This window comes from Vicinamibacterales bacterium (assembly GCA_035699745.1).
Taxonomy (GTDB): domain Bacteria; phylum Acidobacteriota; class Vicinamibacteria; order Vicinamibacterales; family 2-12-FULL-66-21; genus JAICSD01.
Window position 1 is genome coordinate 74,689 of sequence record DASSPH010000048.1, and the last position, 11,701, is coordinate 86,389.

10 protein-coding genes are annotated in these 11,701 nt (G+C 69.7%); 6 read left to right on the forward strand and 4 right to left on the reverse strand.

The features are described 5' to 3' along the window. Positions 1-68 precede the first annotated feature (68 nt). The 4 genes from VFK57_10865 to VFK57_10880 all read left to right on the forward strand — a co-directional run bounded on the left by VFK57_10865 (position 69) and on the right by VFK57_10880 (position 4,478). On the forward strand, positions 69-998 hold the full coding sequence (locus VFK57_10865) for an MBL fold metallo-hydrolase (protein HET7696200.1): 930 nt from the start codon (positions 69-71) through the stop codon (positions 996-998). A gap of 132 nt (positions 999-1,130) precedes the next feature. After that, positions 1,131-1,673 carry a M28 family peptidase gene (locus VFK57_10870; protein HET7696201.1) on the forward strand — a complete coding sequence of 181 codons (543 nt, stop codon included), beginning with the start codon at positions 1,131-1,133 and terminating at the stop codon, positions 1,671-1,673. 9 nt (positions 1,674-1,682) lie between these two features. Continuing rightward, positions 1,683-4,040 carry a protein kinase gene (locus VFK57_10875; GenBank protein ID HET7696202.1) on the forward strand — a complete coding sequence of 786 codons (2,358 nt, stop codon included), beginning with the start codon at positions 1,683-1,685 and terminating at the stop codon, positions 4,038-4,040. Positions 4,041-4,061: 21 nt separating this feature from the next. Next, positions 4,062-4,478, forward strand: a complete 417-nt coding sequence (locus VFK57_10880; protein HET7696203.1) for a VOC family protein — start codon at positions 4,062-4,064, stop codon at positions 4,476-4,478. On the opposite strand, the gene VFK57_10885 is transcribed toward VFK57_10880, so the two are convergent. The 3 genes from VFK57_10885 to VFK57_10895 all read right to left on the reverse strand — a co-directional run bounded on the left by VFK57_10885 (position 4,475) and on the right by VFK57_10895 (position 8,532). Then, positions 4,475-5,263 (reverse strand): VOC family protein, encoded by a 789-nt coding sequence (locus tag VFK57_10885; GenBank protein ID HET7696204.1) that lies wholly within the window; start codon positions 5,261-5,263, stop codon positions 4,475-4,477. The two genes, VFK57_10880 and VFK57_10885, sit on opposite strands and share 4 nt — an antisense overlap. A 105-nt stretch (positions 5,264-5,368) precedes the next feature. Further along, a complete protein-coding gene (locus tag VFK57_10890; protein ID HET7696205.1) occupies positions 5,369-7,903 on the reverse strand; it encodes a SpoIIE family protein phosphatase in 2,535 nt (844 codons plus the stop codon). Positions 7,904-8,028: 125 nt separating this feature from the next. Then, positions 8,029-8,532, reverse strand: coding sequence for an outer membrane beta-barrel protein (locus tag VFK57_10895; protein ID HET7696206.1), 504 nt, complete (start codon positions 8,530-8,532; stop codon positions 8,029-8,031). 330 nt (positions 8,533-8,862) lie between these two features. Between VFK57_10895 and VFK57_10900 the strand changes: the two genes are divergently transcribed. Then, entirely contained in the window at positions 8,863-9,321 is a 459-nt protein-coding gene (locus VFK57_10900; GenBank protein ID HET7696207.1) for a cupin domain-containing protein, read from the forward strand. A 44-nt stretch (positions 9,322-9,365) separates the two neighbouring features. On the opposite strand, the gene VFK57_10905 is transcribed toward VFK57_10900, so the two are convergent. Beyond that, positions 9,366-10,130 (reverse strand): hypothetical protein, encoded by a 765-nt coding sequence (locus VFK57_10905; protein ID HET7696208.1) that lies wholly within the window; start codon positions 10,128-10,130, stop codon positions 9,366-9,368. A gap of 96 nt (positions 10,131-10,226) precedes the next feature. Here VFK57_10905 and VFK57_10910 point away from each other — a divergent pair. Next, the coding region (locus VFK57_10910) for a class I SAM-dependent DNA methyltransferase (GenBank protein HET7696209.1) at positions 10,227-11,701 on the forward strand (1,475 nt) is incomplete at its 3' end.

The following is an 11,701-nucleotide window of genomic DNA, read 5'->3' on the forward strand; positions in this document are numbered from 1 at the left end:
CGGCTACGCCGGCCGCGGTGATCCTGACCGGCATCATCGATGCATCGCCGCGGCGGGGAGGTACCCTCATGCTGAGCTACGGCGTCCGCGGCAGCAGCGAAGAAGGTCAGCGCATCGAGTACGCCGGTGACGTCCACCGGGTGCAGACGGCCATCGTCAATGCCTATCTGGTCGGCACGCCGGACCAGTGGTTCCTCGTGGACACCGGTCTTCCCGGCTTCGCGCCGCTCATCAGAAGCGCCGCCGCCGCCCGGTTCGGCGCCGCGTCGCGGCCGGTCGCCATCGTGCTGACCCACGGCCACTTCGATCACGCCGGCAACGCCGACGCGCTGGCGCTCGGCTGGGACGTGCCGGTGATCGCTCATCCATTGGAGTTTCCGTATCTGACCGGCCAGTCCGACTATCCCCCGATCGACTCCTCCATGGGCGGCGCGATCGCGACGCTCGCCCGCACGTTTCCGCGCCGCGGCCGCTCTCTGAAGGCGCGCCTGTTTGCGCTGTCGGGCGACAGCATTCCCGGCGTCACCGGCTGGCGCTGGCTGCACACGCCCGGACACACGCCCGGCCACATCTCGCTGTTCCGCGATGCCGATCGGACGCTGATCGCCGGCGACGCGCTCGTCACGATGAACATGGACTCGTGGACCGAGCAGATCAAACGGACGCCCGAGATCTGCAACCCGCCGGCGCCGCTGACGACCGACTGGATGGCGGCGCGCCGCAGCGTGGAAGACATCACGCTGCTGCGGCCGCAGGCGATCGGCGCCGGCCATGGCGCGCCAATCGCGGGCGGCGGGGTCGCCGATGCGGTCGAAGTGTTCGCGCGCACGTTGATGCCCCCGCCGGGCCGTTACGAGATCGCGCCGGCGCAGGCGGGCCTGAGCGGCGTCGAGTGGGTTCCGCCTCCGGTGCCCGACCCGTTCCCGCGCCGCGCCGCGGGGGCGGCGATGGTGGCGATCGGCCTGGTCGGCCTCGCCGCGGCCGTTCGGCGGCGCTGATCGGGTTACTGCGTCAGCAGGCGCGCGAACGCGTGCCACGCGCGCGAGTTCGCGATGGCCTGGCCGGCCGCGAGGCGCATTCGCGCCACGCATTATCAGCGAAAAGCACTCCGGGATGAGGATAATGTCCGCATGCGCAGACTGCTCGTGGCGGTGCTCGCGGCTGCGGCGCTCGGCGCCGCGCCTGCCGATCCGATCGACAGGATCCGCGAAGCGGATCTGACGCGCGACCTGTTCGCGCTGGCCGGCGACGCGATGCGCGGCCGCGAGGGAGGCACACTCGACGAGATGACGGCGTCTGCGTGGGTCGCGGAGCGCGCGCGCGAGGCGGGACTCCAGCCGGCGGGCGACAACGGCACGTACTTCCAGTTCTTCCCGCTCGAGCGGCTGCGCGTGTCGCCCGGCCACCGGGAGGGCTGGTATTACCGCAGCGATCACCTCCCGTATGCCCGCGCCGGCATCCCGGCGCTGTTCTTCACGACGCTGCTGCACCCCGATTACCACACGCCGTTCGACAACCCGGATCGGATCGACACGGCAAAGCTGACGAGGATGACGCGCTGGATGTATGCGACCGGGCGCGCGGTCGCCGAGGCCGACAAGGCGCCGGCCGTCGATCCGGCGTTCAAACTGGAGCGCTGCCGCGACTTCACGGGGAATTACTGCGGTGGATGACGGCTGCCGATGTCTGCGGGGCTGCTGACGGGCGAGACGCTCGGCCACTATCGCATCATCGAACGGCTGGCGGCCGGCGCGATGGGCGAGGTCTATCGCGCCGAGGATCTCCGCCTGCGGCGGGACGTCGCCTTGAAGACGATCCGGCCGGAAGACGACCCTGAAGACGGCACGGCGCGCCTCGTCGCCGAAGCGCGGGCGGCCTCCGCGCTCAATCACCCGCACATCGCGGTCGTCTACGAGATCGGCCACGCCATCCGCGGCACCGACTCGCTCGCCTATATCGCCATGGAATACGTCGAGGGGCGGACGCTCGCCGCGCTGGCGCGGGAAGGTCCGCTGGATCTCGACGTCGTGCTCGACATCTTCGAGCAGATCGCCGACGCCCTCGCCGAAGCGGAGCGCGGCGGGATCGTCCACCGCGACCTCAAGCCGGGGAACGTGATGATCGCGCCGTCGGGGCGCGTGAAGGTGCTCGACTTCGGCGTCGCCCTGCGCCAGCGTGCCGCGCCCGCGGGCGCGGACGATCCGACCCGCACCGCCGATCGCATCGAGCTCGGCTCCGGCTTCGCCGGCACCGTCGGCTACGCCGCGCCGGAACAGATGGCGGGGCGCGACGTCGACGTCCGCGCGGACCTGTTCGCGTTCGGCGTCATGCTCTACGAGCTGGTCTGCGGACGCCGGCCGTTCGACGGCGACAATCCGGCGCAGGTGCTGGAAGCGATGCTCACCCGCGAGGTCCCGCCCTTCCCGGATCCGCAGCGCGACCCGCGGCTGCCGGTGCTCGAGCGGTTCGTGCGCCGCCTGCTCGCGCGCGAGCCGGCCGATCGGCCGGCGTCCGCCGCCGGGCTCCGCGCGACGCTGGAGTCGATACGCGTCGCCGTCCGCCCGCCGCAAACGCCGCACGGCGACGCGCCGCCGGTCGTCGCCGTCGCCGGGTTCGTGAACATCTCGGGCAATGCCGATGACGAGTGGCTGGCGGCGGGGCTGGCCGAGACGCTCACCATGGACGCGGCGCAGCTCGAATCGGTCACCGTTCTCTCGCGCGAGCGCGTGCGGGAGATCCTGCGGACGCTGCGGCAGCAGACCGGCGAACCGGAAGAGCGGCTGTACGTGCGGGCGGCGCGCGCGCTGGGGGCGCGCTGGGTCGTCGCCGGCGGCTTTCAGCGTTCCGGTGCGGCCGTGCGGGTCACCGCCTCGCTCACCGACGTGGTCAGCGGCGAGATCGTCCGCACCGCGCGGGTGGACGGAAACGTCGACGGCATCTTCGAGCTGCAGGATCGGCTCGTTCGCGAACTGGCCGGCTCGCTGCGCGCCGCGATGTCGCCGGCCGCGCCGCTCCCCGACACCGAGGTGGTGAGCGCCTACGAGGCGTTCTCCCTCGGCGTGCTGAACCGCCAGGCGGAGAGCTTCGAGGCGCTCGACCGCGCCGTGTTGCTGTTCGAGCGTGCCATCGCCCTCGATCCCGCCTACGCCCGCGCGCACGTCGAGCTCGGCGCCGCGCTCGGCGCCAAGGCGGACTACCTGTCGATGCCGGAGCTGAACGCGCGCGCGCTGGTCAGCCTGCGCCGCTCCCTGGAGCTGCAGCCCGGGTCGGCCCGCGCCTGGCGCGAGCTCGGCTCCGCGCTGGTCCTCGTCGGCGACAACGCGGGCGCGACGGCGGCGCTGCGCCGCGCACTCGAGATCCATCCCGACGATGCGAGCTCGCTGGGGACGATGGGGCGCGTGCTGTTCATCGGCTACGCCCGCTTTCCGGAAGCGGCCGAATGGTTCGATCGCGCGCTCGAACAGAATCCCAACGCCGGCTGGTACTCGCTGCAGCTCGCGCACTGCGCCGCGCTCCTGCGTGAGTTCGAACGCGGCGAGCGCGCCGCGGCGCGCTCGATGGAACTGCAGGAGACGTTCCTGTCGGGACGCCAGGGGCTGTTCATCGCCGGCGGATACATGCGCGCCGGCCACCTCGCGGCGCTCCAGGGGCGCCACGCCGACGCGGTGAATTTCTTCCGGCGCGAGATCGACTTCCTGGTGCGGACCGAGCATCCGCTTCGCCACCGCATCCTGGTGGAACTGAACGCGCGGCTCGGCGCGTCCTACCAGCGCCTCGGCGACAGCCACCGCGCGAACCACCTGTTCGACGTCGCGCTGGAGAGCTTCGAGCGCCGCATCCGGCTCGGCGCCGACGATCCGTTCACGCGGTACTACGCGGCCGCCGTACACGCGCTGCGCGGCGACGCCGAACCGGCGCTGGCGTTCCTCGAGCGCGCCCTGGCGCGCATGCCCGCGTTCACCGCCGCCCGCGCCGCCATCGAACCCGAGTTCGCGTCGCTCCGCGAGGATCCGCGATTTCAGCGGCTGGTGCCGCGATAGGCAGATGGAGGCAATGCCGCGATGGCGATGAAATTCTCGGATGTCACTCCCAACCTGGTCGTGTCCAGCGTCGAGCGCAGCATGGCCTTCTATCGCGACGTGCTCGGCTTCGCCGTCACCGCCACCGTGCCCGACGCCGGGCCGTTCGCCTTCGCATGGATGCAGCGCGACGGCGTCAGCGTGTTCCTCAACAGCCATGAATCCGTCGAGGAGCACGCCGATCTCGCGGCGCGCCCGATCGGCGGCACCGCGACCGTCTTCATCACCATCGACGCCGAGGACGTGGCGGAGGGGGTCGACGCCCTGTTCGCCTCCGTCTCATCCCGCGCCAGGGTGATGATGGGACTGAAGGACCAGTTCTACGGCATGCGCGAGTTCGGGATCGAAGATCCCGACGGTTACGTGATCTTCTTCGCGCAGCGCATCGCCGGCCGCTAAGCCTTCTTCGCGTGCAGCGAGAACGCGGCGCCCTGCGGGTCGATGCCGTTCAGGATCCAGTCGCCGCCCGGAACTTCCATCGGCCCGTTGATCACCTGGCCGCCGTTCGCCTTCACCCGGTCGACGGCGGCATTGATGTCGGGCACGCGGAAGTAGATCCCCCAGTGGGGCGGCACGTGCGCCATCTCTTTCGGCTTGTTCATCATGCCGCCGAGCATGCGGCTGCCGCGATTGAACATCTGGTAGGTGCCCATCCCGGGGCCCATGTCCATCGCTTCGCTCGGCTGCCAGTTGAACAGCTCCTGGTAGAACTTCGAGGCCGCCTGCCAGTCCGTGGTCATCAGCTCGAGCCACGAGGCCTCGCCGATCTCGGGATCCCCCTCCGGCCGTCCCTCCCGGGGCTCCGGCTCCATCACGTAGAACGGCGCGCCCTGCGGATCCTTCATCATCTGCATCCGTCCGACGGTGGGGACGGTCATCAACGGCGACAGCTCGCTTCCGCCGAGCCGCTTGATCTTCGCGACCGCATCCTGGAGGTCGGGCACGCCGATATACATCGACCAGAACGGCGGCATGTTCATGCCGTCGGGCGTCTTCATCACGCCGCCGACGCCGACGTCGCCCGCTCGCTTGAAGATGGTGTAGGGCGTCGGGGAGTCGCCGAACGGCGCCGACGTCCAGCCGACGACGGCGTTGTAGAACTTTTCCGCCGCCTTGGGATCGGACGTCATCAGTTCCGACCAGACATGGCGGCCCAGAAGGGTGGGAGCTGCTACGGTCGTCATGGTGCCTCCATTTTTGTTCGCAGCCGCCTATTTCAGCACACCTGCAGGACGATGGCGCAACCCTGGGACGAACGGTTGGTCGAGCTGCGGAGACGGATCTTGATCTCAGCCCACCCGCACAGCCATCATCGTCGCGTCGTCGAACAGATCGCGGCCGCCGCGGAACTTCGCGATCGCGAGTTCGACGGTCGCCAGCACCTCGTCGGCGCTGGACACCGACGATGCGGCGACGAGCGCCTCGAGCCGCTCGGAGCCGAACATCTCGCCGCGATCGTTCTCCATCTCGACGCAGCCGTCCGTGTAGAAGAACAGCAGATCGCCGGCGCCGAGCTGCACTTCGATTTCCTTGTATCCGTGCCCGGCGAGCAGGCCGACCGGCAGGCCGGTGGATGACATCTTCTCGAGCCGCCCGTCCGTGCGCAGCACGAACTGCGGATGGTGGCCGGCGTTGACGTAGCGCATGCGCCGGGTCGCCGGATCGAGAATCGCCATGAACAGCGTCGAGTACACCGGACCGGGTGAATTCGCTTCGATGTCGTCGTCGATCGCGTCGGCGATTGCCGAGAGCTCCTGCCCGAGCGCGAAGCGGGTGCGCAGCGAAGCCTGGATGTTGGCCATCAGCAGCGCCGCGCCGACGCCCTTGCCCGAGACGTCGCCGACGAGCAGCGCGATCAGGCCGGAGTCGAGCACGAAGTAATTGAAGAAGTCGCCCCCCACCTCCCGCGCCGGTACCGACACGCCTTTCACTTCGGTGAGGCCGAGCTGCAGCGGGGCGTGCGGCAGCATCTCCGATTGAATGCGGCGGCCGAGCTCCAGCTCGCGGCGGATGCGTTCCTGTTCGACCGCCGAGCGCTGATGCTGCTCGACGTCCGCCGCCATCTGGTTGAACGCGGCGGCGAGGCGTCCGATCTCGTCCCCCGATTTCACCGGCACGCGCGCGCTGTAATCGCCGTGCGCGATGCGGCCGACGCCGTCGGTCAACGTGGTGAGATTCTTCGTCAGGCGCCCCGACAGCGGCACCATGCCGACGAGCGCGACGGCGATGAACAGCAGTCCGAAGCCGGCGTTGCGCGCGGTGGTGCGGCGCAGATCGCTGAGCAGATTGCCGACCGGACGCGCGATGCCGAAGCGGAGTCCGGCGCCGGATCGATCCGGCATGGTGACGACCACCCAGTCGCCGACGCGCTTGGTGCCCGGTGTGTCGTCCACGCCGGCGACGTCGAGCGTGCCGAGCCGGGCCCGATCCGCGTCGGTCGGCGCGTAGAGCTGCCCGTCGCGGCCGACGGCGAACGGAATCTCGCCGCTGTCGCGCCGGGTGTTCGCGAACACGGTGGCGAGGAGGTTGGGCAGATTGATTTCCGCGTTCACCTGCTGCAGGATCTGCCCGTCGCGCTCGACGCGCACGTTGAGCTGCGTGCCGGTGAGCGCCGCCTTCTTCGTCATCGGCGCCTCCGGCCTCGCGCGTGTCGCGCGCGGCGCGGCCGACTCCGGGACCGCCGGCTGCTCCGCCCGTGCGGGCGGTTCCGGGCGCTCCGTCACGCGCGCGCGGGGCGCCGCCGGCGGCGTCGGAGGAACCCCGCCCGGTGCGGCGACCGACGGAACCGGGGAAACCGTCGCGGGAAGCGCCGGCGGCGTCGGCCTGGCACCGGGGGAAGGCTTCGCCTCTCCCGCGGCGCTCGCCTCCGCCGCCTGCTGCTTCGCAAGCTCCGCCTTCTTCGCGACTTCGGCCGCGCTCAGCTTCATTCCCTGGACGATGCCGAGGAGCCGCTGGTTGACCTCGCGTCCGATGCGCTGCCGCTGCTCGGGCGTCATCTGCTCGAACGCCTCGCCGGACGTCAATTCGCGAAACAGCTCGCGGCGAATCGGCGCGAGGTCGATCTTGATGTGCGACGGATCGAGGTTCGGGTCCGGATCGGCAGCCGGGGTCGGATTCGGGTTCGGATTCGCGTCTGGTGCGCCGCGGCTCTCCGACCGGAACCGGCGCCCCCGCTCCCTGCCGCGGCCGGACGGATCCGGCGCCGCGTCCGCGCGCGCCGCTGGTTCGCTCTCGCGAGCGTCGGGGCTGGCCCCTCGCTCGCCGGCCTGCGGCGCACGGCCGGGAAACGCCTGTGTCGTCGGCCGCGCGCGCAGCGCTTCCTCCGCCGCAGCGGGGGCGCCGGGCGGCGCGGTGCGGAGCAGTCCTCCAGCGCGCCCGAGTCCGCGCACCTCGACGTTGTTCAGCAGCATCGCCACTTCGCCGAGCGCGCCGGCGACCTGCGCTTCGATGGCGCGCGGATCCACGGCGGTCGCCGTGACGGCGATCGGCGCGGCGGGCGCAGCGGGGGCCGCCGGCGGCCTGGCCGCGGCCGGCGTCGTCCGGGTCTGGCTGCGCGCGACGGTCTGAGTTGCGGGGGGACGGCTGCCGGACGTCCCGGTGGCCCCGGTCATCGGCATGTCCATCAGATCCTGGACGCGCTCGCTGATCTGCGCGGTGACCACCTGCATTCGCTGCGTGAGCTCGCTGGTGAGCAACTGGGTCTCGTGCTGCGTCGCCGCGTGCAGCGCGCGGACGTTGCTCGTGTAGGTGTAGAGGGTTACGGCCGCGAGCGGGACGACGGACAGGAGGAAGAACGCGACGATGAGGCGAGTGCGGAGGCTCATTGGAGCGCTGTGGTTAGCATACGCCAGTCGTCGGGCGGGGTTCGAGGGGCGAGGATCGAGGGGCGAGGTGCGGGGATCGCGAACCGGCGGCACGGGAGGTCCGCCGGTCCGCGCCCGTGACGGCGCTACTTGACCGAGAACGTCAGGCCCGCGGTGATGCGGTTCACGCGCGGGGTCGTTCCGTCGCGGTGCACGAAGAACGTGCAGTAGTCGGCGCCCACGCCTGCCCAGTCGTTGAAGGGATACGTCACGCCCGCGCCCAGGTTGGTGGCCAGGTCGGTCGCCCTGCGATGTTCGGCAAATCGCGACGTCCCCACGAACCGGTCGCTCACGACGGTATCCGCGGTGAACGAACCGATACCGCCCGTGACGTACGGCTCGACGCGGCCCATCTCGAACGGACGCAGCCGCAGGTTCCCGTTCCAGTGATACGCGTTGACGCGCGAGCCGTCGGCGCTCCCGAGCGCCGGCGCCACTTCCGCGGCCTCACGGAACGGGGCGTGCGCCAGCACACCGAACTCGCCCACGATCGAGGCGCGATCGTTGAGCTTCACGTCGAGACCCGCGGTCGCGGCGAGCGTCGTGCCGAGCGTGGCGAACGACGGTCCGACCGCGGCAGTGATCGTCACGCGATCCGTCCGTCCGGAGACGCTGACTTCGACGTTTCTTCGGATCGACGCCGGGCAGCGGAAGACGCAGGCGCCACCCGTTCTCGTCCGTCGTCGCATCCAGCTGTTCCAGCGTGTTCGAGGAGCCGGGATGAGACCATGAGCCGAGCCGGCGCTCGAACTCGTCCGCCAGCTGCCGCCGCAGCTCTTCAAACGGGCCGCCTGTCTGGTTACGAAACATTTAGGCAGCCGATAGCAACCTCTTAGGATTCCTGAGGCCCGCCGCGCCCGTCTCAGGTCATCAGTAGCCGGCGCGATGAGGGCGCCGGCATTTTCACGCAGGAGAATCCGATGGCGACGATGGCAGTGGCGGAAGAGCGGGTCCGGTTCGGCCCCGGCGGAGGTGTGTACCGCATCGTGACCACCGCGGAGGAGAGCCGCGGGCGAATCTTCGCATTCGAGGCGACGGAACCGCCGGGCGGAGGCCCGCCGCTTCACACGCACGCGAACGAAGACGAGTACTTCCTCGTGCTCGAAGGGGAGATCTCGTTCTACATCGACGGCAAGGTGACGGTGGGACGGCCTGGCCAGTCCGCCTTCGTGCCGCGCGGCGCGGCGCACTGCTTCAAGAACCGATCGTCGCGCCAGGCGCGCGTGCTCGTCCTCTTCACGCCGGGGAACATCGAGGGCTTCTTCGATTTCGGGCTGCCCGTGGACGGGCGGCCGCCGACCGAGGGGAAGATGCTGGAGCGGCTGGTCGAGTACGGATCGCGGTACGGGCTGGAAGTGCTTGGTCCCTCGCCGCTGTGAATGGTCCGGTCGCGCGGCGATTGGCAGCGCACGGCGACGTGCCGTCAGCCGAGCGCTGCGATGAGCATGCGTGCCGTCGAGCGCCACGCCTCGGTGCCGGAGAGCGCCAGACGCAGCGGCACTGACAAGAGCAGGAGTCCGCCGCCGAGAAGATAGACCCGGTGGATCGTGCGCCGCGACGCGTAGTCGTAAATCACGCCGGCGACGAGGACCAGGAATCCGATGGCGTAGAAGGCGAGAGGACCGAGCGGCAGCACGCCTGGCAGCCGCGCGGCCGGCGCCGCCAGGATGCTCGCGTATGCCAGCAGCATCAGCCGCTTGTGCGATTCCCTGTCGCGCCGTCTCGCCAGCGCCGCGGCGACGAAGCCGCCGAACATGACCATGTCGCCGAGCGGGATGGCCATGAAGCTGAGCGGATCGACGCCCTCCGGCGCGGCGCCGCGGCGCCCCAGGTCGACGCCTGCGATCACGCCCACGACGACCATTCCGGCCGCCAGAAGCGCGCCGAGCACTCCGAGCCTGCGATGCACCGCCACGCGCCGGCTCGAGATCAGCGCGGTCTGGACGATGAACAGCAGCATCCAGGCGGTGAACAACGCGCCGTGCAGGTGGACGACGGTGGAGAACGGCCCGCCGCTGATGGTGGCCTGCGGGCCGCCGTCGAAGAAGCGGAGGTAGTAGGTCGGACCGAACCCGATCAGGGTCATCGCCGCCGCGGCGAGGGCGACGCCGCCGTAGAACACGCGATCGTACCGCCCGACGGCGCGCCCTGCAGCCGCCGCGCCGACGCCGGTGGTGATGACTGTCATGGGAGCCTCCGGTGGAGCGGAGGATAGCATGCACGGGTGACGTCCGGGCAATCAGCTTGTGACGGATCGCCTTCGCTGAGTAAGATCCCGGCACCCATGATCACCGGTGCGATCAAAAGCCAGATCGATCAGATCTGGAATGCGTTCTGGTCGGGCGGGATCTCGAATCCGCTCGAAGTCATCGAACAGATCACGTATCTGCTGTTTCTCAGACGGCTGGACGATCTGCAGACGCTCGAGGAGAACAAGGCGGCGCGGCTGAAGGAGCCGCTCGCGCGCGCGATCTTCCCGGCGGGCAAGGACCCGAAAAAGCGGCCGTACCAGGACCTGCGCTGGTCCCGCTTCAAGCACATGTCCCCGTCGGAAATGTACACGGTGGTCAGCGAACATGTGTTCCCGTTCCTGCGCACGCTCGGCGGCGACGACTCCACCTACGCGCATCACATGAAGGACGCGCGGTTCACCATTCCCACCGCGGCGCTGCTCGCCAAGGTGGTGGACCTCATCGACAACGTCCCGATGGAGGACCGCGACACCAAGGGAGATCTCTACGAGTACATGCTCGGCAAGATCGCGACGGCCGGGCAAAACGGCCAGTTCCGGACGCCGAGGCACGTCATTCGTTTGATGGTGGAGCTGTCCGCACCGCAGCCGACCGACATCATCTGCGACCCGGCGTGCGGCACGGCCGGATTCCTCGTCGCCGCCGGCGAGTACCTGCGGGAGCATCACACGAACATCCTCCACGACAGGAAGCTGCGCGAGCACTTCCATCACGGGATGTTCCACGGGTACGACTTCGACAACACGATGCTGCGCATCGGCAGCATGAACATGCTGCTCCACGGCGTGGAGAACCCCGACATCCGCTACCGCGACTCGCTGGCGCAGGATCACGCGGCGGACGAAGAGGCCTATACGCTGGTTCTCGCCAATCCGCCGTTCGCCGGCAGCCTGGATTACGAGAACACGGCGAAGGATCTGCTGCAGATCGTCAAGACGAAGAAGACCGAGCTGCTCTTCCTCGCGCTGTTCCTGCGGCTGCTCAAACCCGGCGGCCGCGCCGCCGTCATCGTCCCCGACGGCGTGCTGTTCGGATCGAGCAAGGCGCACAAGGAGCTGCGGCGGATTCTGGTCGAGGAGCAGAAACTGGACGGCGTCGTTTCGCTGCCGGGCGGCGTGTTCAAGCCGTACGCCGGGGTCTCGACCGCGATCCTGCTCTTCACCAAGACGAACTCGGGCGGCACGGACTTCGTGTGGTTCTACGACGTCGACGCGGACGGCTGGAGCCTGGATGACAAGCGAACGCCGCTGCTGCCGGAGGAGAAGCTGGGGCCCGTTCCGTCAACCGCGCTGACGGTCGAGGACCACGCGAAGAACAATCTTCCCGACGTCCTCGCGCGCTGGGGCGAGCGCGATGGCGCGGAGCGGGAGCGCCCGCGGACGGCGCAGAGTTTCTGCGTGCCGAAGGCGGATATCGTGGCGCAGGGGTACGACCTGTCGCTCAATCGGTACAAGGAGATCGTGCACGAGGCGGTGGAGCATCGGTCGCCGAAGGAGATCCTGGCGGA

Excerpts from the sequence above, each read along its gene's own strand:
- VFK57_10905 (HET7696208.1), bottom strand. The coding sequence starts at position 10,130 with ATGACAGTCATCACCACCGGCGTCGGCGCGGCGGCTGCAGGGCGCGCC.
- VFK57_10865 (HET7696200.1), top strand. The coding sequence starts at position 69 with ATGCTGAGCTACGGCGTCCGCGGCAGCAGCGAAGAAGGTCAGCGCATC.
- VFK57_10890 (HET7696205.1), bottom strand. The coding sequence starts at position 7,903 with ATGAGCCTCCGCACTCGCCTCATCGTCGCGTTCTTCCTCCTGTCCGTC.
- VFK57_10880 (HET7696203.1), top strand. The coding sequence starts at position 4,062 with ATGGCGATGAAATTCTCGGATGTCACTCCCAACCTGGTCGTGTCCAGC.
- VFK57_10885 (HET7696204.1), bottom strand. The coding sequence starts at position 5,263 with ATGACGACCGTAGCAGCTCCCACCCTTCTGGGCCGCCATGTCTGGTCG.
- VFK57_10875 (HET7696202.1), top strand. The coding sequence starts at position 1,683 with ATGTCTGCGGGGCTGCTGACGGGCGAGACGCTCGGCCACTATCGCATC.
- VFK57_10900 (HET7696207.1), top strand. The coding sequence starts at position 8,863 with ATGGCGACGATGGCAGTGGCGGAAGAGCGGGTCCGGTTCGGCCCCGGC.
- VFK57_10870 (HET7696201.1), top strand. The coding sequence starts at position 1,131 with ATGCGCAGACTGCTCGTGGCGGTGCTCGCGGCTGCGGCGCTCGGCGCC.